The sequence below is a fragment of the Amycolatopsis sp. NPDC004378 genome (assembly GCF_053602455.1).
Genome location: NZ_JBSGDR010000002.1, coordinates 607,505 through 627,876 on the forward strand (window position 1 = coordinate 607,505; position 20,372 = coordinate 627,876).

Genomic DNA, 20,372 nt, shown 5'->3' on the forward strand with positions numbered 1-20,372 from the left:
GGCCTCGCCACCACATCGGCGCGCGGACCGGGCCCGGATGGACTTCCGGCTCAACCCCGGGGTGGAGAGAGGGCGCGCGACACCTTCATCGGCGCGAGCGCGTCGCGCAGGAACACCGCCGAGCCGTCGCCGAACCCGAAGCGGATCGACGGCGACGGCGGGAAGCTGTGCCCGCCGAGAACCGCGTCCAGCCGGACGACCACGCGCGCGTCGAACTCCTCCGCCGTCGTGAACGGGCCGCCGCTGCCGCCCACCAGGCGGCTGGTCGGGTAGACGACGGCGAGGCGCTGGTTGGTCCAGGTCAGCCGGGCGTGCCCGACGCTCGCGGCGAAGTGGTCGGCCAGCCGGACGGCGACCTGGCCGGCGTCGCCGGCCGTCGCCCAGTAGCCGAGCGCCGGGTCGTCGGTCCAGTCCTCGTCCGCGACGACGTCGGTGGGCAGCGGCCAGCGCCCCGGCGGCTCGGTCACCTTCGGCAGCTCGCGCCCGGGCACGTACGGCGCGTGCCGGACGCCGCCGAGCCGCACGCCGACGTGCGCGTGGTACGGCGCGCAGCCCAGCCGCAGGACCTCGCCGCGGCGCAGCCAGTGCGAGCCCAGCTCGCGTTCGATGATCTTGTCGACCTTGGCCGCGGTCGTGGCCTCGAGGTTCACCGCGCTCCGTTCGTCCGGGCCAGGAGCCAGTCGAAGTGGTCGTCGGCGTCGAACCGGAAGTCGACGCCCGAACCGTCCACAAGGGACATCCGCAGCACCGGCTTTCGGCCGCGCTTCGCGATTTCCGCGCCGGTGATCCGGTCGCCGGGCAGCTCGGCGACGACCTGGAACTCCCGCAGCGCGATCGGCTCGCCTTCGCGGTTGTAGCCATAGGTCTTCGTGCGGTCGGTGAGGATCGCGGCGACGTCCCGGCCGAAGCCGATCGCCTTGCCCAGGAAGGACTTCGCCGGTTCCGGCGCCGGAGCCGGCACGCGCTCGTCGAGCACGGCCAGCCGGTGCGGCGTCAGCACCCACAGGCGGCGGACCGCCGCTCGCGCCGGGAGTTCGCGCAGGAACTCGTGCGCCAGCACCCCGGCGCGGTCACCGAACGCGATCACCTGCGGGTCCGGTGGTCGGTCGGGCCCGCTGTCGCTGTCGCTGATCGCCTCGGACAGGAACTCGGCCGCGCCCGACCCGATCCTGCGCAGGAGTCCCGTGGCCGGCTGCCCTTCCGGCGTCATGCCCCGGACGTCGAAGGTGACCACCCGGCCGTACGCCGCCCACCGCAGTGCTTCGCCGGGGCGCAGGTACGGCCGGGCCTGGGTGGCCGCGCCGAGCGGGTCGGAGAGCTTCACTCGAGCGTGAACCCGCGGTCGGTCGCCTCGCGGCGCTCTTCGTCGGACGACGGGTCCTGGGACTCGTGGTATCCGTACTTCACGCCCTGCTCGACGCCCTGTTCGACGACGTTGCCGGCACTGCCGCGCCACGCCGCCTTGCCGACGCTGGTCGTGCCGCTCAGGCCGGCCGCGCGCAGCCCGGCCTCGGTGAGGTTCGTGGTCAGGGCGTCCGCCCCTTCGCCGCCGACGCCGAACCGGCCGGCGAACTTGTTGCCGGTCTTCGACGCGCCGGTCACCGGGTTCGCCTTCGTGAGGATCTTGGCGAGCGGGTGCTTGTCGATCTGGTCGGCGAGGCGCTTTTCGAGGAAGTTGCCGTTGCGCAGCCCTTCGGCCCGTTCGACGACCTTCTTGAGCGGCCCGGTGCGCAGCTTCCGCAGCAGCTTTTCGAGCTCCTCGATCAGCGGCTTCAGCTTGCCGAGCAGCTCCTTGACCTTCATCCCGAGCCGTCCGCCGGTGACCGCGACCTCGCCTTCGGTGGCCGCCGTCGCCGCGCCGACCGACGCCCCGGCCGTGATCCACGAGGCGGCCAGCGCGGCCAGCCACTCGATGATCAGGCCCATCACCAGTTCCTGGAGGATGTCGATGACGATCTCCACGAACGCGTCGAACAGGTCGGCCGCGATCTCCAGGATCTGCTGCAGCCCGCGGACCTCGCTCGCGAACGCCTTCGCGCCGCCCGCGAACTCCGTCATCTGCATGCGGAACGCGTCGCCCGCGTCGCCCTTCCAGGGCTCCTTCGTGAGGTCGGCGCGCTTCCGCTCGTGCTCGGCAGTGCCGTCGAGCCACTGCGCGACCTGTTCCCAGCCCTTCGCCGTGCTGCGCATCTGCTCGGGGTCGCCGATGGCCGGCTCGAGGACGAACTCGACCAGCGGGCTGATCACGATGCCGATCAGGAACCCGAGGCCGTTGTCGAGGAACGACTGGCCGGGGCTGGTGATCAGCTGCAGCTGCTCCATCCGCGCGTGCACGGTGGCGATGGCGACGTCCGGCGGGCTGCTCGCCTGCGAGACCTCGGACGCCGTCGAAAGCCAGCTGCTGCCGTAGCCGCCGTTCTGCTCCCAGTAGCCCTTGCGGTCGGCGTCCCCGGCGTGGTCGACGTCGACGCCCGGGCCGCTGCCGCCGTCGGCCAGCCCGGCGATGGCCGTCGACGTGCCGGCCTCGTGGTCGCTGTAGGCCTTCGCGGCCACGGTCGTCTTCTCGGCGATCTCGTCGAGGAACGTCTTGGCCTGGTTCGCCAGGTCCTGGCACTCCTGCAGCGAGTCGAAGTACTTGTAGGCCATCAGCTCGCCGAGCGGGCCGAAGCAGTCGTCGCTGACGCGCGCCTGCTGCAGCAGCTCGGCGAGGCTGCCGAAGTGCCCGGCGGCCTCCTTCGACCCGGACGCGTGCGCGGTCAGCGCGGCCGGCTGGACGTCGTACCCGGTGCTCAAAACCGCTCCCGGCGCAGGATCGGGCCGCCGAAGTCGTCGTCTTCGGCGGGCGGCCGGGGCCGCGCGGGTGCGGCCGGTGGCGGTTCGCCCGGGCCGAGTGGCTCGACGTGCGCGTTGAATGCCTCGCGGAACTGCTCCGCGCGTTCGCCCAGGATCGGCTCGACGCTCTCGTTCAGCGCCGCCGAGGCCTGTTTCGTGGCGTCCCGGATCGCCGTCAGGATCTCCTGCTGCAACGCCGTGTGCGAGCGCTGCACGGCTCGCGGGCTCAGCTGCAGGCCCAGCACGGCGCCGGACGGCGCGACCGTCACGGTCACCGAGCCGTCGGCGTTGCGGGCGCTTCCGCGCAGCCCGGCGATCCGCTCCTTGAGCTCAGCGGCCTTCGCCGCCCGCTCCTGGAACGACCGCAGGGCGGCGTCCAGTTTGGTCCCCAGATCCATTTCGCTCCCTCGCGTCGCGGATGTCCCCTTCGGACGGTTCCGGCGGCGCGGGGGTTCCGCGTCAGATCGGGAGCTTGCGGAAGATCGGCCGCGGCACGTGCCGCAGCGCCGACATCACCAGCCGGAACTGCGCCGGCGCCCACACGAGGTCCTTGCCGGAGCGGGCCGCGGTGACGGCGATCTCGGCGACCTGCTCGGCCGTCTGCGCCAGGGGAGCGTCCTTGAGCCCCTCGGTCATCTTCGTCTTGACGTGCCCCGGGCGGACGACGGTCACCTTCACGCCGTGCGGCGCGAGGGCCTCGCCCAGGCCCAGGTAGAAGCCGTCGAACCCGGCTTTGGTCGAGCCGTAGAGGAAGTTGGACCGCCGGACGCGCTCGCCGGCCACCGACGACAGCGCGATCACCGTGCCGTGTCCCTGGACCTTGAGCTTCTCCGACAGCGCGACGCCCACCGACACCGCGGCGGTGTAGTTCACGGTCGCCAGCTCAACGGCCTTCGCGTGGTCTTGCCAGACCTCTTCGGGGTCGCCGAGCAGGCCGAACGCGACGACCGCGACGTCGATGTCGCCGCCCTCGAACGCCTTGTCCAGCACGCCCGGGTGCGAGGCCGTGTCCTTCGCGTCGAAGTCGACGGTCGAGACCTCGGCGCCCTTGTCCTTCAGGCGCTGCGCGGCCGCCTCCAGCCGCGGCGACGGCCGGGCCGCGAGCACGACCCGCAGCGGCGCCTCGGCGAGGTATTTGTCGGCGATCGCCAGCGCGATGTCGGACGTGCCGCCGAGCAGCAGCAGGGACTGGGGGTTGCCCACGGCGTCGATCACAGTGCGAGCCTCCGGCTCATGTCAGAGGCGAAAACGCCTTCGGGGTCGATGGCGGCGCGGACCTTGCGCCATTCTTCGAGGCGGGGGTACATCTTCGCGAACGTCTCGGGCGAGGTGCGCGAGTCCTTCGCGGTGTACAGCCGCCCGCCCAGCTCCAGGACGTCTTCGTCGAGCTCCTGGCAGAACCGGCCCAGGCCCGCCTTGATCGGGAAGTCGACGCAGACCATCCAGCCGGGGTGCGGGAACGACAGCGGTGCCGCGTTGCCCTCGCCCATCCGCTTGAACACGTTGAGGAACGAGACGTGCCCGGACTCGGCGATCTTCGTGACGATCTTCCGCAGCGGCTCGTGCGCGTTCAACGGCGTCGAGAACTGGTACTGCAGGAAACCCTTGGAGCCGTAGGCCCGGTTCCACTCGCCGAACATGTCGAGCGGGTGGTAGAAGGCCGTCAGGTTCTGGATCACGCCGCGGGCTTCCTTCGGCGTCTTCCGGTAGTACAGCTCGCCGATGCCGCCGAAGGTCAGCTTGTTGGCCAGGCCGTTCGGGAAGACGTCCGGCAGGGTCGCGATCTGCGGGGCGTCGAACTTGAGCGGGTTCGCGCGCAGCTTGGGCGGCAGCTCGTCGAGCTTCGCGAGCGAGCCGCGGCCGAACGCGGCGCGGCCCATCTTCGCGCCCGTCGAGATCGTGTCGAACCACGCCGACGAGTAGGTGTACTTGTCGTCCGAGCCGTTGCTGACCAGCTCGAGCGTCTCGTCGAGGTTGTCCGTGCGCTCGTTGTCCGCGAGGAAGTACGCGGTCTCCGTCTTGGTCATCCGGATGGTGGCGCGGACGATGATCCCGGTCAGGCCGATGCCGGCGACGGTCGCCCAGAACAGCTCGGCGTCCGGGCCCTCCGGCGTCAGCGTGCGGATCTGCCCGTCGGCCGTGACGAGGTCCATCGACACGACGTGGTTGCCGAAGCTGCCCGCACTGTGGTGGTTCTTGCCGTGGATGTCGTTGGCGATCGCGCCGCCGATCGTCACCTGGCGGGTGCCCGGCAGCACCGGGACCCACAGGCCGTGCGGCAGCGCCTCGCGCATCAGCTGGTCGAGGCTCACGCCGGCGTCGAGGTCGACCAGCGCCGTGTCCGGGTCGATCGAGTGGATCCGGTTCAGCGGGGTCATGTCGACGACCAGGCCGCCCGCGTTCTGCGCCGGGTCGCCGTAGGAGCGGCCGAGGCCGCGCGCGATGACGCCGCGCTCACCGGCCCGCGTAACGGCGCGGGCGATGGCTTCGACATCCGGGGTGCTCAGGACGTCCGCCGTGGTCGGAGCGGTCCGCGCCCAGCCCGTGAGCGTGCGTCGCCGTGTCTCGGGTAGGTGGGTCACCCGACCAGGGTAGCCACGCCGAACGACGCCCGAGACGTGACCCTGAAGTGGCCGTCTCTACACTTTGCGCATCAAGGCACAAGCGCCCGCGCGGGTGACCATGACACAGGCAACGAGGTAATGCAGTGGTGGCGACCGATCCGCAAGCCGACGTGACGGCTGCGCAGCCGTCCTCTCTGGGACTGCTGGGGCAGCTGATCCGCTTCGCCCTGATCGGCGGTTTCTGCGCCCTGGTCGACCTGGGCACGTACACCCTGCTGACCCAGGTCGCCGGCATGGCCGCTTCACCGTGGGTCGACATCGCCCGCGCTATCTCTTTCATCGTGGGCACCACCACGGCGTTCTTCCTGAACCGGAAGTTCACCTTTTCCGGTGGGCGCCGGGACGGCAAGGCGCAGATCGGCTCGTTCGTCCTGCTCTACACCGTGACGTTCTTCGTCGCGGTCGGGGTGAACCAGCTCATGCTGCAGGTCCTGCCGCCGTCCGCGTGGCAGCACACACTGTGCTGGGCCGTGTCGCAGGCCACTGCCACGGTGATCAACTTCGTGATGCTCAAGTGGGTCGTGTTCCGCGAGCCGTCGACCAAGGAGAACTGAGGACCTTCATGCCCGGTAAAACAGCAACCCCGGCGCCGACCACCGAAGCCGGCGCGGCCGCCGAGACGCGGTTCACCGAGCACACTCCGCAGGGTCGCCTGACGGCGCAGCGCGGGCTCTACGCCGGCCCCGCGCCGATCGTGAGCAAGGACCTGTACGCCGAGCTCGAGTGGGGCTCGGCCGTGCGGGAACGTGCGGTGATCTCCCTCGAGCCCGCCTCCAAGGTGTCGGGCAACACGTACTTCGGCCGGTTCCCGGCCTCCTACTGGCAGCGCTGGACGACCGTCACCGAGGTGTCGGTCGAGGCCGTCGTGACCGGCACCGGCCTGCTGTCGATGGGCGCGTCCGACGTCGAGGGCGAGCCGCGCGTCGTGGCCGCCGAGCAGGTCGCCGACGCCAAGCAGGCGAAGGTCACGCTGACCGGCAAGCTGGACAAGTTCTACGACGGCGGCGCGCTCTGGCTGGACCTCGAGACCGAGGGCGGCCAGACGCTGCGCGTCGAGCAGGTCCGCTGGACGGTCGAGGCCCCGGAGAAGATCCGCCCGACCGCCGTGACCATCTGCACGATGAACCGCGCCGACGACTGCCTCAAGAACCTGCAGGCCCTCGCCGCGGACGTCTCCTCGCTGGAGACGCTGGACGCGATCTACGTCGCCGACCAGGGCACCGACCTGGTCGAGTCCCGTGAAGGCTTCGAGCAGGTCGCCAAGGACCTCGCCGACAAGCTGCACTACATCAAGCAGCCGAACCTCGGCGGCGCCGGCGGCTTCACCCGCGGCCTCTTCGAGGTGGCCGGGCACACCGCGACCGAGCACGCGAACGTCCTGTTCATGGACGACGACGTGCTGCTCGAGCCGGACCTGGTGATCCGGATGACGGCGTTCTCCAACCGCGCCGCCAACCCGATCATCGTCGGCGGCCAGATGCTGAACCTGTTCCACCCGAACCAGCTGCACGTCGGCGCGGAGTACGCCCGGCTCAACACGCTGGAGCCCGGCCAGCCGGTCGAGCACTCGCTGTCGACGGCGGACCTGCTCGGCGTCGACGAGGAGACCCTCAAGCCGAACCGCCAGGAGCGGCGCCTCGACGCCGGCTACAACGGCTGGTGGTCGTGCCTGATCCCCTACGAGGTCGTCCAGGCCACGGGCTACCCGCTGCCGTTCTTCTTCCAGTGGGACGACGCGGAGTACTCCTACCGCGCCCGCGCGCACGGCTTCCCGACCGTCACCCTGCCGGGTGCGGGCGTGTGGCACGCGGACTTCCACATGAAGGACTGGGACGAGTGGCACCGGTACTTCAACCTGCGCAACTCGATCATCACCGCAGCCCTGCACTCGCCGTTCAACCTGAACCTGCTTTCGCGCGTGCTGATGGCGCAGCTGGTCCGGTACCTGCTCGGCATGCAGTACGGCCTGTCGGCCACGCTGATCAAGGCGATCGAGGACTTCCTCGAGGGCCCGGAGGTCCTGCGTGACGGCGGTGTCGAGGCGATGAAGGAGATCCGCCGCATCCGCGACGCCTACCCCGAGACCAAGCGCCACAAGGCGACCGACGTCCCGGGCATCGCGTCCAACGACATCGGCATCATCAACAGCGCGCCGCGGCCCAGCATGCAGCGCCTGGTGCTGATCAAGCGGATCCTCGACCGCGTGCTCGGCCGCAGCCGCTTCGGCCTCGGCGCGGTGCCGATCGACGAGGCGCACTGGTGGCACATCGCCCTGTTCGACAAGGCGGTCGTCACGGACGCGAACCAGGAAGGCGTCCGCGTCCGGTCCTACGACAAGGTGAAGATGTTCGCGCTGGCCAAGCAGGGCGCGAAGGTCATCCAGCGCCTGCGCAAGGAAGGCGCGGCCGTGCAGGAGCAGTACAAGCGCGCCATGCCGGAGCTCACGTCGCGTGAGAACTGGAAGCGCCTGTACAAGCTCTGAGCCCGCTGTCCCCGGAGGCCGTCTCACGCTGGTCGTGAGGCGGCCTCCGTGCGTCAGGCGTGCAGCCCGAAGACCTTGCTCTTCCGGGTGAGGTCGTCGACGTAGGCGGCGGCGACGTGGGCGAAGTTGATCGCGACCACCGAGTTGTCCGTGGTGGTCACCGTCTCGACCGCGCCGGCCTTCACGAGCTGGGCGAGCCTGCCCGCCAGTTTGCCGGATTCTTCGGTCGTCAAGGCGAACAGCAGTGGCTCGCCACCGGTGGCGAGGTGCAGCACGAGTGCGGGTTTGGGATCGGCCATGCGTCCATCGGACCAGCGGCGATCTTGCCGCGGCAAGGCGGTTCGCTGAGGGCGGAGCCGTGGACTACCGTGGTTGCGACGAAACGGGGGACGCAAACGATGCCGCACTCGTTCTCGCTGTCACTGGCAGCGGTGGACATCCTGCTCGAGCAGCTCGGGCTGGGCCGCGCGCCGACGCCGTTCGAGGTGCCGCACGTCGGCACCACCGGCGAGCAGCGCGCGATGATCCGCGACGCCGTCGTCCGCGACCTGACCGGCCGGGGCCTGTGGAGCCGCGGCCGCCTCGACGCGGACGCCGAGCTGGCGCTGGCCACCTTCGTCCGCGGGAGCGTGTCGATCAACGCGGCCGCCGAGCTGGGCGACCGTCACCTGTTCGCCCGCGTCGCGTCCGACGGCCAGTTCGCGGTCCTCGCCCGCCAGGACGAGAACCTGATCGTCTTCGAGGAGGTCCGCCCGACGGGCATCGTCCCGGCGATCGTCGACCTCCTCCCGCTGACCCCGGCCGCCCCCGGCCAGTCGGTCACCATCTCCCGCCCCGCGGCGCAGCCCCGCCACCAGCGCCGCGACGACGCGTACGACCCCTTCGCGGGCGTGAGCGGCCCCCGCTCGTCGGGCGGCAGCACCGCCGGCGGCCCCCAGGTCCGCATGATCGAGCGCGTCTTCCAGGAGCCGAAGAAGCGGGTGGGCCAGTTCACGGCCCAGACCCCGGGCGGCACGTTCCCGCCCCTGGCCTGGTTCGACACGGAGTCGGGCCGCTGGCTGATGTCCTCCCGCGCGGCCGCGGACGGCCAGCGCTGGATCACCTACGCCCCGGCGGACAACGCCCGCCTGGCCCAGCAGCTCTACGCCCAGCTCGAAGGCCAGTTCTGAGCACCGGGAACCAGCCGAGCGCGGGTTCCGTCCAAAGTGAAGATCGGTGAACGACGGTTGCGCAGGGTACGCGGCTAGTAGACTCCCGGGTACACACGCATGGGCGAAGCGATTCAGGTGGGGCGGCGATGAGTTTCCAGGCTGATCCGGGGCAGGTTTCGGTAGGGGCCTTCAAGAACGTCGGCAGCATCATCGGCACGGCGGGCATCAACGCCGCGGCTCTTGCCCAGGCCAGCGCCGAGACGGCCAAGCTGGTGGATGCCGCCAAGAGCGGCGGCTTCAAGATCTCCCCCGAAGGGGTGGCTCCACTCCGCAAGGCGCTCGCCGACATGGCGGAGAAGCTCGAGGGACTGTTCTGGGACACCGGGAGCCTGGACCAGGCACCCCAGCTCGGTAGTCACCCCTACGGGCACACCGTGGCTAATCACGACCAGAAGAGCGCGTCGCAGTCGACCGGGTCGGCCAAGGTCGTACTGGAGCAGTTCAAGCAGGTCCTCAAGTCGGCGGATGAGGCGCTTGCCCGGGCATCCGGGTTGTACAAGGAAGCCGAGAACCAGGCGATCTCCGCCACCTCCACGATCCAGGCCTGAGGGATGACGAAACTTCTCGTACGCGCACTTCTGCCGCTCGTCGCCGGTAGTGCCTTGCTAGCCGGATGCACGACGACCGAGGGCGGTACAGCCTCACCCGCGGGCTCATCATCGGCGTCGGCCTCGTCTGCCGCGCCGAGCGCCTCGTCCGGCGCAACTTCGACGACCGGGCTCGATCCCTGTCAGCTGCTCACAGCGGCGGACATCGTGGGCTACGGTCAGTTCAAGCCTGCCGAAGCGAAGACGCTCGGTGCTGCGCGAACCTGCAAATACGAGAAAGAGCTTGCTTCGGCGAGCGAAGAGGCGCTGGCCCTGGGAGTCGGGGTGCGCGACACCCAGGGAGTCGACTCGGCTACGGATGTCGGGGGCGGCACGATCGCCGGCAACGTGAACGGACGCAAAGCCGTCCAGATCCCGTCGCCGAACGCCCCGAAGGGCTGCACTCTGGCACTTGCCGTAGGCGACGGTGCCCGCGTGGACATCCTCGTAATCAACGACGACCCGACAAAGGCCTGCGACATCGCGTCCCAGCTGGCCGACAAGGTCGAGCCGAAGCTGCCGAAGGGATAAGGGGATCCTGATGACCACGCGACAGACACCGCCAGGGCAGAAGTCCGCGGATCTCACCAACGAGCAGATCCAGAACCTCTCGCCGGCCGCTCGGGATGCCTACTTCGACCAGAAGGCGCGAGACGGGGTTGATCCCAATGCGCCTTGGTTCGGGATGTTCAAGCAGTGGTTCGAGCAGGCGAAGGGCCGTCAGCAGTCGCACCAGGTCGGGGATCAGAACGTCAAGGACAGCACGCAGGGGCGTGACGTCCAGTACGTGTCGGGGCTGAGCCCGTCCGATGCGGACTACATGGGCAACCAGCACACCCAGCTCAAGGAGTTCCTGGACAACAACCTCAACGTCCAGCAGGTGTCCGACGTCTCCACCGCCTACTTCAACGTCCACAAGGCCTTCGAGGGCTTCGGCACCGCGATGAGCGAAGCCGTCAGCAAGTCGAAGGGCACTTGGGAGGGCGGTGCGGCCGAGGGGGCGCAGTCGTACTTCACCAGCCTCGGCAAGTGGTCGGACGCGAACTCGCAGAACGCCCGGCTGGCGTCCGAGACGGTCTACGACCAGGGCACGGCCGCGCAGACCGCGAAGAACGCGATGCCCGAGCCGATCCCGTTCAGCTGGGGTGACGAGTTCAAGTCCTGGGCGACGTCGAACCCGTTCAACCTGGCCGACAACGTCGACAAGTCCATCCAGAAGCAGAAGGACAGCCAGGAGGCCCACACCCAGGCCGCCGGCGTGATGTCGACCTACGACAAGAGCCTCTACGAGGCCGCGTCGAAGCAGCCGGAGTTCGCGCCGCCGCCGAGCTTCACCAACCCCGGCGGCTCCGGGGACCCCAACGGCGGCGGGGACAAGAACGGCAGCAACAACCCGTCGGGCGTGAACGTGCCCGGCCACGGCTCGGTGAACTCGCCGGGCGGGTCCGGCAACTTCGCCACGGGCAACGTTCCCGGCTCCACCGGGACGCCGCACTTCTCCGGTCCCGGTTCGACCACGGGCGCGGGCCTGCTGCCGGCGGGCACCACGACGCCGTCCGGCTTCACGCCGGGCTCGATCCCCAGCGGGTCGACGTCGAACCCGAACCAGAGCTTCGGGGGCATGCCGCCGATGAGCCCGATGCCGATGGGCGGCGGCATGAACTTCGGCGGCGACGAGGCCTACAACTCCAAGGTCGGTGGCGGCGGCGGAGGACGCGGCGCGGGTGGCTTCGGCCCTGGCGGCTCGGGCGGCGCCGGCAATGCGACGGGCGCGGGGTCCGCGTCGGGCGCGGCCCGGCCGGGTGGCATCGGCGCGGCCGAGGCAGCCGCCGGGCGCGGCATGGGTGGTCTCGGCTCGGGCAGCGCGGCCGGCCGAGGTGGCATGGGCGCCGGCGGCATGGGCCGCGGCCAGAAGGGCGAGGGCGACGAGGACACGGAGCACTCGCGGCCGACGTACCTGGTCGAGGGCGACCCCGACGAGGTCTTCGGCACGGACCTGCGCACCGCCCCGCCGGTCATCGGCGAATAAGGGACAACGAAAACGGCCCCGGGGAAACCCGGGGCCGTTTCGCTCAGTAGCGGTAGAACTTCTCCGCCCGGCCTTGCCGCACCAGCTTCAGCCACTGCAGGAACGCCTTCGGGTCGCGCTTCACGCCGACGAAGTACAGTCCGAACCGGACGATCTCCAGCGCGCCGATCTTCCGCATGCCCGGCTGCGACAGGAGGTACCCGCGGTTGCGGTAGGTGTAGTACCGCTTGACGGCGTTCTCCGGGTCCTGGGCGTGGAACTTGCCGCCCAGCATCGGCTTGAACTCGTCCGAGCCGTCCGGGTGCAGGTACTTCGCCTTCAGGGACGTGCCGAACGGGAGGCCGGAGCGGACCAGCCGGCGGTGCAGCTCGACCTCGTCGCCGCGGAAGAACAGGCGCAGGTCCGGCACGCCGACGACGTCCAAAGTGGACGCGCGGAACAGCGCGCCGTTCATCAGGGACGCGATGCCGGGCAGGAAGTCCACGCCCAGCTCGGACTGCGACCGCTTCCAGGTCAGGCCGCGGCGGAGCGGGAAGGCCAGCTTCTCCGGTGCGTCGATGTTGGACACCACCGGCGAAACCTCCGCCAGGTTCCGCTTTTCCGCCTCCGCCAGCAGGGTCGCCAGCACGTTCTCGTCGGCCGGGCGGCCGTCGTCGTCGGCCAGCCAGACCCAGTCCGCGCCGAGGGCCAGCGCGTGCAGCATGCCGAGCGCGAACCCGCCCGCGCCGCCGAGGTTCCGGTGCGACGGCAGGTACGTGTGCGGCAGCGGGTAGTTCTCGACGACTTCGCGGGCCGAGTCGTCCGGCCCGTTGTCGACCACCACGAGGTGGTCGACCGGCCGCGTCTGGGCCGCGATGACCTTCAGCGAGTCCGTGAGCAGCTCGCGCCGGTGCCGCGTGACGACCACGCCGACGACCGCGCCGTCGGGCAGCTGCCGGGTCTCGCTGGTCATCATTCCCCGCCGTTCTTCGTCGCCGCCGGCTCGATGCCGAACCGCTCCAGGGTTTCCTGGCTCATGTTGTCGAAGGGGTCACGCCCCTTGTACGACGTGAGGACGTCCCGCAGCGAGCCCTGTTGCTTGAGGTGACCTTCGTCCATCCAGATGGCCGAGTCGCACAGCTCGAACAGGAACTCGTCCGAGTGGCTGGCGAAGACCAGGATCCCGGAGCGCTTCACCAGGTCCTTGAGCCGGTCGCGCGCCTTGTTGAGGAACGCCGCGTCGACCGCGCCGATGCCCTCGTCGAGGATCAGGATCTCGGGGTCGATCGAGGTGACGACGCCCAGCGCCAGCCGCACGCGCATGCCCGTGGAGTACGTCCGCAGCGGCATCTGCAGGTAGTCGCCGAGCTCGGTGAACTCCGCGATGTCGTCGACCCGCTTCTCCATCTCCTTGGCGGTCATGCCGAGGAAGAGGCCGCGGATGATGATGTTCTCCTCGCCGGAGATCTCCGGGTCCATGCCGATGCCGAGGTCGAAGACCGGCGCGATCTTGCCCTGGATCCGCGACGAGCCGCGGGTCGGCTCGTAGATGCCCGCGAGCAGCCGCAGCAGCGTGGACTTGCCGGCGCCGTTGTGCCCGACGAGGCCGACGCGGTCGCCCTCGCGCAGGTTCAGCGTCACATCGTGCAGGGCCTCGATGATCGGCACCTTGGACTCGGTGCCGATCTTGCCGCCGACCTTGCCCAGGACGCGCTTCTTCATCGACCGCGTCTTCGCGTCGAAGATCGGGAAGTCGACGTACGCGTTGTGGACGTCAATGGAAACCATGTGTCACACCCAGTAGGAGACGCGGGCACGGTAGTTGCGCATCGCGACGAGCGCGAGCGCCCAGCCGACGACGGTGATGGAGCCGACCACGATCCAGTTGCCGATGCTGAACTCCTGGCCGAGCAGCGGTGCGCGGACCACCTGCATGAAGTGGTAGAGCGGGTTCGCCTTGACGATCGGCAGGATCCACGACACGCCTTCCCGGGACCCGCCGCTCATCAGCTGGTCGACCGGCCAGACGATCGGCGTGCCGTAGAACAGCAGCTGGATCAGCGAGTTCACGACCTGCGGGATGTCGCGGAAGCGGGTCGAGATGATGCCGAACAGCAGCGTCACCCAGGCGGCGTTGATCGCCAGCAGCAGGAACCCGGGGATGGCCAGCAGGATGTTCCAGCTGAGGCCCGGGTGGCAGATGTGGTTGGGGATGCACGTCCCGTCACCCAGCAGCGAGTACTGCTTGCTGAGGGCGCCGAAGAAGATCGCCAGCACGGCCACGTAGACGATCATGTTGTGCGCCAGCATCAGGGTCTGCCGCCACACGGTGCGCAGCATGTACACGCTCAGCGGCGCCGGGAGCTGCTTGATCAGCCCCTCGTTGGCGATGAACGTCTCCATGCCCTCGGACAGGCACCCGCTGATGAAGCCCCAGATGATGAAGCCGGTGGAGATGTAGGGCAGGAACACCTCGACGGGCAGCTTGAACAGCTGCGAATAAAGCAGCCCGAGCCCGAGCGCGAGGACGGCCTGGCTGATCGTGATCCAGAAGGGCCCGATCACCGACCGGCGGTAGCGCTGCTTGATGTCCTGCCAGCCGAGGTGACCCCAGAGCTCGCGGGCGCGGAAACCGGCCTTGATGTCGGCGAAGGCACGTGCGAACGTCTTGCTGTCCGACGCCGGCGGCACCGACGACGACGCTAAGGGTGAGTTCGCGGCCTGGACCGTGCTGGTGGCATGCACGTGGACGAGGGTACCGATGGGATGAGCGGCGTCTTGAGAGGGCACTCGGGTCGGGCGGGGCCGCCCCGGCGGACCACGGGATAAGGTCGGTGACGGCCCGCAGCACGCAGCGACCCGGAGGTCTTCATGTTCACGCTCGGCGAGCACCCGGTCGGTGCCGACCACCCGCCCCTCGTGATCGCCGAGATCGGGATCAACCACGAAGGTGACCCGAAGAAGGCGCACAAGATGGTCGACGACGCCGCGGACGCCGGCGTCCAGGTGGTCAAGATCCAGACCCACGTCGTCGACGACGAGATGATCCCGAACGACGTCGTGCCCGGCAACGCCGACGAGCCGATCTGGGACATGATGAACCGCGTCGCCCTGACCGCCGAGGACGAGCGCGAGATCAAGGCGCACGCCGAGGAGCGCGGCCTGGTCTTCCTGTCGACGCCGTTCTCGCGGGCCGCGGCCGACCGCCTGGCCGAGCTCGGCGTCGAAGGCTTCAAGATCGGCTCGGGGGAGTGCAACAACTACCCGCTGATCCGGCACGTCGCGTCGTTCGGCAAGCCCGTGATCCTCTCGACCGGGATGAACGACATCGCGTCGATCACCCCCGCGGTCGAGATCCTGCGCGAGGCCGGCGTCGGCTTCGCGCTGCTGCACTGCACGTCGCTGTACCCGACGCCGCCGGAGCAGGTCCGGCTCGGCGCGCTCGCCGAGCTGCACGCCGCGTTCCCCGACGCCGAACTCGGGCTTTCCGACCACACGGTGACGATCTACCCGTGCCTGGGCGCGGTCGCGCTCGGCGCGTCGGTGCTCGAGCGGCACTTCACCTCCGACATGAGCTGGCCGGGCCCGGACATCCCCGTGTCGTCGACGCCGGCGGAGTTCAAGCAGCTCGTCGAGGGGTCCCGGCTGATCCACGCGGCCCGGGGCGGGTCGAAGCAGATCCTCGCCGAGGAGCAGCCGACGATCGACTTCGCGTACGCCTGCGTCGTCACCACGAAGGACGTCGCCGCCGGCGAGGCGCTGAGCACCGACAACATCTGGGTCAAGCGACCGGGCACCGGCGAGATCAAGGCGAAGGACTACGAAAGCCTGCTCGGCCGGGCCGTCTCGCGGGCGCTGCCGGCGAACACGCAGGTGAGCTGGGCGGACCTTGGCTGAGGCGGAGCGGCGCGAGGTCCTGTTCCTCACCGGGACGCGCGCCGACTTCGGGAAGCTGCGGGACGTCATGCTCGCGGTGCAGAAGAGCTCGGTGCTGTCGGCGCGCATCGTCGTCACCGGCATGCACATGCTGCGCAGCTACGGCTACACGGTGCGGGAGATCGAGCTGGCCGGCCTCGAGCGGCTGCACCTGATCCCGAACCAGATCGTCGACGAGCCGATGGCGCTCGTGCTGGCCAACACCGTCCAGGCGCTGGCCAGGCTCGTGCACGAGGAGCAGCCCGCCGCGATCGTCGTGCACGGCGACCGCGTCGAGGCCCTGGCGGGCGCGATCGTCGGGTCGCTGGCGAACGTGCGCGTGGTGCACATCGAGGGCGGCGAGGTCAGCGGCACGATCGACGACGTCATCCGGCACTCGCTGTCGAAGCACGCCCACGTGCACCTGGTCGCCAACGAGCAGGCCCGGCGGCGGCTGCTGCAGCTCGGCGAGGAGGAGGACCGGATCTTCGTCGTCGGCAGTCCCGAGGTCGACGTCCTGACGTCCCCGCGCCTGCCCGACCTCGACGAGGTCCGCCGGCACTACGAGATCCCGTTCACCGACTACGGCCTGCTCGCCCTGCACCCGGTGACCACGGAACGCGACCTCAACCGCCGCAACGCCGCCGCCGTGGTGGACGCGGTGCTCGCCGAGGGCAACTGGGTGGTCATCGACCCGAACAACGACGAGGGCTGCCGCGAGATCCGGAGCGAGCTCGACCGGCTCGCGGGCCCGCGGTTCGTGCGCCTGCCGTCGATGCGCTTCGAGTACTTCATCACCCTCATGAAGCACGCGGCGGTCGTGCTCGGGAACTCCAGCGCGGGGGTCCGGGAGGCGCCGGTGCTGGGCACGCCGTCGGTCACGGTCGGGACCCGCCAGCGCAACCGGGCGGTCGCGCCCAGCGTGCTGTCGGTGGAGCCGACCGCCGAGGCGGTCCTCGCCGGGATCGGCAAGGCCAGGGCGATGGGCCGGTGCGCGCCGCACACCGCGTTCGGCGAGCCGGGCGCGCACCGGCGCATCGTCGAGCTGCTCGAAGGCGACGAGCTGTGGCGGCCGTCCCTCTACAAGGCCTTCGTCGACCGCTGATCAGCCGTGGGCCGCGGCCCGCTGTTCGGCCAGGACCAGGTCGGCCGCCGAATCGATGTCGATCGCGCGCTCGACCGGCACGAACTGCGGCCGCACCTCCGGGATGAAGAACCGCTCGTGCCGCCGCAGGTCGCCGGCCCGGACCAGGTAGATCCCGCCGGTGGGGCGCAGCACGGCGGGCAGGGTCTGGCGCGGCGCTTCGAGGTCGGCCCACTCCCGCACCGGGGCGATGCCGCCGTCCGGCGTCTCCAGGCACACCTTGAGCGGGTGGTGGTCGGCCGCCCGGCACATCTGGACCACCGATCCGCTGGGCCGGCCGGCGTGGATTTCGAGGCATTCGGCGATGTCGGCCGCGGTGCGCAGCGGCGACGTCGGCTGGAGCAGCAGGACCATGGTGGCGTCCGGGACGTCGAGCGCGTCGAGGGCGTGGAGCACCGCGGGGAGGGTGCGGCTGGTCGCGTCCGCGAGGTGCGCGGGCCGTTCGACGGTCCTGGCCCCTTCGGCGGCCCCCGCGGCCGCGATCCCGGGGTCGTCGGTCGTCACGACGACGTCGGTGACGCCGGCCGCGACCGCCGTGTGCACCGTGTGCGCGACCAGTGGACGGCCCCGGAAGAGCGCCAGGTTCTTGCCCGGCAGCCCCACGGAGCCACCCCTCGCGGGGACGACGGCCAGCGCGGTCACACTGCACCCCTTCCGGGTGATGGCATCGGTCTGTCAGCTATTGTCCGTCTGCTCGACTGCCGCCGGACGGCGGCCCGGTCAATGGCAGGGTCGCCACGCGCCCGGACAAGTCGGTGAGGAAGCAATGAACCGGACTCAGTTCGCAAACGACACGTCGGGACTCGACGAGGGTGATGCCGACTCCATGCTTCGGGAGCTGCTGCGCGCGTACGGCCGTGGCCAACAGGTCCGCACCGTCACCGTGGTGGGAAACGCGCCGATGGCCCCCGACGCCGCGCGCGCCGAGCTGATCGACAGCAGCGACCTCGTCATCCGGATGACGACGTTCGCGCTCGACGAGCCGGACGCCGCGCCGGCGTACGGCACGCGCACCGACGTCGTCGTCATCCACCGCGGCGTCATCGTCTCGCCGTACACCTTCGCCGACTACACCTCGCGCCTCTACCTGCTCGCCGAGCCGGGCCGGCTGTTCTGGGAACCCGAGTTCCTGCCCGACTGGTGGCCGGCCGACCTGGGGTTCGTGCCCATCTCCAACCGGCAGTACGTGCTGCCGCTGTCGCGCCGGCTCGGCCTCGCGACCGATGAGCACGTGTGGGCCACGACCGGCACCCTGGTGACGTACCTGTGCAAGAGGCTGTTCCCCGAGGCGACCGTGCGCTTGACCGGCGTGTCGATCCTGGAACGGCCGGACCAGACCGATTTCGAGCACGCCTGGGGCGGCAAGGTCGGCGTGACGGCGGAACACCGGCTCAGCGCCGAATCGCGGTTGCTGAGCTCGTGGCGCGACTCCGGAAGAATCGAGATAGTGCAGTGAGCGAATTTCAGGGCGCGGTTTCGCGGGCGAAGGGGCTCGTGCGCGCCGCCGGACGGCCGGTCTTCGGGCGGATGCGCCCGCGGATCGAGACCATCGCGTTCGAACGGCTCCGGCCCGAGCTCGACGCGCTGCGCGAGGACCTCGCGGGCGTGCGCGAGGAGATCAAGGACGTCAAGGACGCCGCCGCCGAGCTCGACGGCCACGTGAAGTGGCTTTACGACGAGCAGCGCCGGCTCGCCCCCCACCTCGCCGCCCTCGAGGCGCGCGTCGCTGCTTTCGAACGCCCCGGATCGATCACGCGGGCCGCGGACCGCATCGAATACGCCCCAGACGAGACCGAGGAGGTCCGTGCCGAGCACGCGCGGATCCGCGCCCGCCTCGCGGCGGTCTCGAAGTACGAAGAGCGGCTGGCCCGGGTCGAAGAGGCCCTCCGCGCCCGCGCCGAGGCCGGGGCCTGAGCCGGCTCACCGCACCAGGACGTCCGACCTCGTGGTGGGGCGCGCTGTTCCTGGTGCCGCTCGTGTTCACCGTCGTCTGGACGGGGCTCGACCACGACGTGCGGTTCGTCCTGGGCACGCTCGAGACGGCCGGACGGTCGGGGTTCGCACCGGCCGAGGTCTTCGTCCACCGGCCGATGGCCTACCGGCTGGTGCTCGCGCTGGCCGACCCCGCGTCCGCGCTGCCCAACGCCGGCCGGGAAGCCTTCGTGCGGGTGGGCGCCCTGGTGCTGGTGCTGCTGGTCGCGGTGCTGCTCCGCGCGGGCTTGGCGCGCTACCGCCCGGCGGGGGAGGCCACGGCCGTCGCCGCGGCCGCCGGGCTGGCCTTGGCGCTGGCCCCGAACTGGGACTTCCTGCAGCCGGAGTGGCTGGCCGCCGTGTTCGCCGCCGGCGCGATCGGCGGCACGCTCTTCTTCCGGCGGACGCTGCCCGCCGCCGCGGCCGGTGGCGTGCTGCTCGCCCTGGCCGTGCTGGTCAAGTACACGACCCTGCCGACGGCCGTGGTGGCGCTCGGCGTGCTCGCGGCGCTCGACCGGCGCCGGGCCGTGTTCACCGGCGCGTTCGGTGGTGTGGCCTGCCTCGGCCTGTTCGGGGTGAGCGTGCTGGTGGAGCCGCGCGAGTGGCGGTGGTTCGGGGAGCTGTCCCGGTTGAACGGCGACAGCCCGCTGAGCCGCGGCCTGCACTTGGGCGACGCGAAAGCGCTGCTCAGCACGGTCCTGAACGAGGCCATCGCGGTGCCGATGGTGGCGTTGCTCCCGGTGAGCGTCGTGCTCCTGGTGCGGCTGGCGCCCGGGCGGCGTGCCCGGATCGGCTGGCTGGTCCTCCCCGCGGCCGCCGTCGTCGTCGTGCTGGCCGCGGTGGTGCTCCAGGCGCAGTGGTTCCAGTACCACCTCGCCGCGCTGGTGCCGTTCGCCGCCGGGCTGTGGGGCCTGGCCGTCGCGCGGTGGTCGGCGGAGCACGGCGGCCCGCCGCGCGCGCTGGTCCTGGCGACGGTCGTGCTCGGCGTCGGCGTGCCGTTCGTTTCGGCGGCGACGCCGGAGTGGCGGCTCGCGCACGGGACGCCCGTCTACGGCGCGCTGGTGGCAGTGGTGGCCATCGCGACGGTGCTCTCGCTCAAGGAGCGGGCCCGGACGTGGCCGTTCCTGGCCGTGCTCGGCGCGTTCGCGGTGCTCGTCGTGCCGGTTTGGCCGGCCGCGCCCTACTCGTTCGACGGCATCCACGCGGACTACACGAACGCCGAGCGCGTCGCGGCCGCGCAGGTCGACGAGCGGCTGATCGCGCCGGTCCGCGACCGGATCGGTGCCGACACGCCGGTGCTGTACCTGGCCTTCGGCGACATGGCGTACTTCGTCGGCAACCCGGCCGACTGCCGCTACCCGGCCCCGGTGTTCGTCCAGCGCGGCACCTACCTCCCGGCGGTCCGGGAACTGGAGAGCTACCGCGAAAACCTCGGCTGCTACGAGCACACGGACGCCCGGTACCTGGTGGTGCAGCCGTCCTGGCTGACGGTGGACCGCCTGCCCGCCGACGTCGCGGCGGACCTGCGCGCCCGCTTCGACTGCGACCACGCCCTGCCCGCCGGCGAACTCGAAGTGTGCCCGAGCCGCTAGGGATCG

General features: G+C 70.6%; 22 protein-coding genes. 11 read left to right on the plus strand and 11 right to left on the minus strand.

Annotation, left to right across the window (positions count from 1 at the left end; all coding sequences use genetic code 11):
• Positions 1-50: 50 nt before the first annotated feature.
• The 6 genes from ACWEN0_RS10590 to ACWEN0_RS10615 form a co-directional block, all read right to left on the minus strand.
• The gene (locus ACWEN0_RS10590; RefSeq protein WP_451971410.1) at positions 51-650 is read right to left on the minus strand and encodes a hypothetical protein; all 600 of its coding nucleotides are present in this window, start codon (positions 648-650) and stop codon (positions 51-53) included.
• Complete coding sequence (locus ACWEN0_RS10595; RefSeq protein WP_451971412.1) at positions 647-1,324, minus strand: hypothetical protein; 678 nt, start codon at positions 1,322-1,324, stop codon at positions 647-649. Before ACWEN0_RS10595 ends, ACWEN0_RS10590 begins: the two co-directional genes overlap by 4 nt.
• Entirely contained in the window at positions 1,321-2,793 is a 1,473-nt protein-coding gene (locus tag ACWEN0_RS10600) for a WXG100 family type VII secretion target (RefSeq protein ID WP_451971414.1), read from the minus strand. The genes ACWEN0_RS10595 and ACWEN0_RS10600 overlap by 4 nt, the downstream gene beginning before the upstream one ends.
• On the minus strand, positions 2,790-3,230 hold the full coding sequence (locus ACWEN0_RS10605) for a YbaB/EbfC family nucleoid-associated protein (RefSeq protein ID WP_451971417.1): 441 nt from the start codon (positions 3,228-3,230) through the stop codon (positions 2,790-2,792). The genes ACWEN0_RS10600 and ACWEN0_RS10605 overlap by 4 nt, the downstream gene beginning before the upstream one ends.
• 61 nt (positions 3,231-3,291) lie before the next feature.
• The gene (locus tag ACWEN0_RS10610; protein ID WP_451971420.1) at positions 3,292-4,047 is read right to left on the minus strand and encodes a decaprenylphospho-beta-D-erythro-pentofuranosid-2-ulose 2-reductase; all 756 of its coding nucleotides are present in this window, start codon (positions 4,045-4,047) and stop codon (positions 3,292-3,294) included.
• A complete protein-coding gene (locus tag ACWEN0_RS10615) occupies positions 4,044-5,414 on the minus strand; it encodes an FAD-binding protein (protein WP_451971423.1) in 1,371 nt (456 codons plus the stop codon). Before ACWEN0_RS10615 ends, ACWEN0_RS10610 begins: the two co-directional genes overlap by 4 nt.
• Positions 5,415-5,539: 125 nt before the next feature.
• On the opposite strand from ACWEN0_RS10615, the gene ACWEN0_RS10620 reads away from it, so the two are divergent.
• Positions 5,540-6,010 carry a GtrA family protein gene (locus ACWEN0_RS10620; RefSeq protein ID WP_451971426.1) on the plus strand — a complete coding sequence of 157 codons (471 nt, stop codon included), beginning with the start codon at positions 5,540-5,542 and terminating at the stop codon, positions 6,008-6,010.
• Positions 6,011-6,018: 8 nt separating this feature from the next.
• A complete protein-coding gene (locus tag ACWEN0_RS10625) occupies positions 6,019-7,938 on the plus strand; it encodes a glycosyltransferase (RefSeq protein WP_451971429.1) in 1,920 nt (639 codons plus the stop codon).
• A 53-nt stretch (positions 7,939-7,991) separates the two neighbouring features.
• Here ACWEN0_RS10625 and ACWEN0_RS10630 read toward each other — a convergent pair whose 3' ends face one another.
• Positions 7,992-8,237 carry a hypothetical protein gene (locus ACWEN0_RS10630; protein ID WP_451971432.1) on the minus strand — a complete coding sequence of 82 codons (246 nt, stop codon included), beginning with the start codon at positions 8,235-8,237 and terminating at the stop codon, positions 7,992-7,994.
• Between the two features lie 99 nt (positions 8,238-8,336).
• On the opposite strand from ACWEN0_RS10630, the gene ACWEN0_RS10635 reads away from it, so the two are divergent.
• From ACWEN0_RS10635 to ACWEN0_RS10650, 4 genes are all read left to right on the plus strand, one after another.
• Positions 8,337-9,107, plus strand: a complete 771-nt coding sequence (locus tag ACWEN0_RS10635) for an ESX secretion-associated protein EspG (protein WP_451971435.1) — start codon at positions 8,337-8,339, stop codon at positions 9,105-9,107.
• Positions 9,108-9,235: 128 nt separating this feature from the next.
• Positions 9,236-9,697, plus strand: a complete 462-nt coding sequence (locus ACWEN0_RS10640) for a hypothetical protein (protein WP_451971438.1) — start codon at positions 9,236-9,238, stop codon at positions 9,695-9,697.
• 3 nt (positions 9,698-9,700) lie between these two features.
• The gene (locus ACWEN0_RS10645; RefSeq protein ID WP_451971440.1) at positions 9,701-10,267 is read left to right on the plus strand and encodes a DUF3558 domain-containing protein; all 567 of its coding nucleotides are present in this window, start codon (positions 9,701-9,703) and stop codon (positions 10,265-10,267) included.
• A gap of 10 nt (positions 10,268-10,277) precedes the next feature.
• Complete coding sequence (locus tag ACWEN0_RS10650; RefSeq protein WP_451971443.1) at positions 10,278-11,765, plus strand: hypothetical protein; 1,488 nt, start codon at positions 10,278-10,280, stop codon at positions 11,763-11,765.
• Between the two features lie 43 nt (positions 11,766-11,808).
• On the opposite strand, the gene glfT1 is transcribed toward ACWEN0_RS10650, so the two are convergent.
• The 3 genes from glfT1 to wzm are packed head-to-tail and all read right to left on the minus strand — an operon-like array spanning position 11,809 to position 14,489.
• Positions 11,809-12,717, minus strand: a complete 909-nt coding sequence (gene glfT1, locus ACWEN0_RS10655) for a galactofuranosyltransferase GlfT1 (RefSeq protein WP_451971446.1) — start codon at positions 12,715-12,717, stop codon at positions 11,809-11,811.
• Positions 12,717-13,532, minus strand: a complete 816-nt coding sequence (gene wzt, locus ACWEN0_RS10660) for a galactan export ABC transporter ATP-binding subunit Wzt/RfbE (protein WP_451971449.1) — start codon at positions 13,530-13,532, stop codon at positions 12,717-12,719. Before wzt ends, glfT1 begins: the two co-directional genes overlap by 1 nt.
• Before the next feature lie 3 nt (positions 13,533-13,535).
• The gene (gene wzm / locus ACWEN0_RS10665; protein WP_451971451.1) at positions 13,536-14,489 is read right to left on the minus strand and encodes a galactan export ABC transporter permease subunit Wzm/RfbD; all 954 of its coding nucleotides are present in this window, start codon (positions 14,487-14,489) and stop codon (positions 13,536-13,538) included.
• Between the two features lie 126 nt (positions 14,490-14,615).
• On the opposite strand from wzm, the gene ACWEN0_RS10670 reads away from it, so the two are divergent.
• Both ACWEN0_RS10670 and neuC read left to right on the plus strand, forming a co-directional pair.
• On the plus strand, positions 14,616-15,641 hold the full coding sequence (locus tag ACWEN0_RS10670; protein ID WP_451971455.1) for an N-acetylneuraminate synthase family protein: 1,026 nt from the start codon (positions 14,616-14,618) through the stop codon (positions 15,639-15,641).
• Positions 15,634-16,764, plus strand: coding sequence for a UDP-N-acetylglucosamine 2-epimerase (neuC, locus tag ACWEN0_RS10675; RefSeq protein WP_451971458.1), 1,131 nt, complete (start codon positions 15,634-15,636; stop codon positions 16,762-16,764). The genes ACWEN0_RS10670 and neuC overlap by 8 nt, the downstream gene beginning before the upstream one ends.
• Here neuC and ACWEN0_RS10680 read toward each other — a convergent pair whose 3' ends face one another.
• On the minus strand, positions 16,765-17,445 hold the full coding sequence (locus ACWEN0_RS10680) for an acylneuraminate cytidylyltransferase family protein (protein ID WP_451971461.1): 681 nt from the start codon (positions 17,443-17,445) through the stop codon (positions 16,765-16,767).
• 184 nt (positions 17,446-17,629) lie between these two features.
• Between ACWEN0_RS10680 and ACWEN0_RS10685 the strand changes: the two genes are divergently transcribed.
• The 3 genes from ACWEN0_RS10685 to ACWEN0_RS10695 all read left to right on the plus strand — a co-directional run bounded on the left by ACWEN0_RS10685 (position 17,630) and on the right by ACWEN0_RS10695 (position 20,366).
• The gene (locus ACWEN0_RS10685) at positions 17,630-18,259 is read left to right on the plus strand and encodes a hypothetical protein (RefSeq protein WP_451971464.1); all 630 of its coding nucleotides are present in this window, start codon (positions 17,630-17,632) and stop codon (positions 18,257-18,259) included.
• Positions 18,256-18,717 (plus strand): hypothetical protein, encoded by a 462-nt coding sequence (locus ACWEN0_RS10690; protein ID WP_451971467.1) that lies wholly within the window; start codon positions 18,256-18,258, stop codon positions 18,715-18,717. Before ACWEN0_RS10685 ends, ACWEN0_RS10690 begins: the two co-directional genes overlap by 4 nt.
• Before the next feature lie 62 nt (positions 18,718-18,779).
• Entirely contained in the window at positions 18,780-20,366 is a 1,587-nt protein-coding gene (locus ACWEN0_RS10695) for a hypothetical protein (protein ID WP_451971469.1), read from the plus strand.
• Positions 20,367-20,372 lie beyond the last annotated feature (6 nt).

Bases quoted from the DNA above. Each gene is read 5' to 3' on its own strand.
- ACWEN0_RS10605 (WP_451971417.1), bottom strand. From the start codon at position 3,230: ATGGATCTGGGGACCAAACTGGACGCCGCCCTGCGGTCGTTCCAGGAG.
- ACWEN0_RS10625 (WP_451971429.1), top strand. From the start codon at position 6,019: ATGCCCGGTAAAACAGCAACCCCGGCGCCGACCACCGAAGCCGGCGCG.
- ACWEN0_RS10630 (WP_451971432.1), bottom strand. From the start codon at position 8,237: ATGGCCGATCCCAAACCCGCACTCGTGCTGCACCTCGCCACCGGTGGC.
- ACWEN0_RS10635 (WP_451971435.1), top strand. From the start codon at position 8,337: ATGCCGCACTCGTTCTCGCTGTCACTGGCAGCGGTGGACATCCTGCTC.
- ACWEN0_RS10640 (WP_451971438.1), top strand. From the start codon at position 9,236: ATGAGTTTCCAGGCTGATCCGGGGCAGGTTTCGGTAGGGGCCTTCAAG.
- ACWEN0_RS10645 (WP_451971440.1), top strand. From the start codon at position 9,701: ATGACGAAACTTCTCGTACGCGCACTTCTGCCGCTCGTCGCCGGTAGT.
- ACWEN0_RS10650 (WP_451971443.1), top strand. From the start codon at position 10,278: ATGACCACGCGACAGACACCGCCAGGGCAGAAGTCCGCGGATCTCACC.
- glfT1 (WP_451971446.1), bottom strand. From the start codon at position 12,717: ATGACCAGCGAGACCCGGCAGCTGCCCGACGGCGCGGTCGTCGGCGTG.
- wzt (WP_451971449.1), bottom strand. From the start codon at position 13,532: ATGGTTTCCATTGACGTCCACAACGCGTACGTCGACTTCCCGATCTTC.
- ACWEN0_RS10670 (WP_451971455.1), top strand. From the start codon at position 14,616: ATGTTCACGCTCGGCGAGCACCCGGTCGGTGCCGACCACCCGCCCCTC.
- ACWEN0_RS10685 (WP_451971464.1), top strand. From the start codon at position 17,630: ATGCTTCGGGAGCTGCTGCGCGCGTACGGCCGTGGCCAACAGGTCCGC.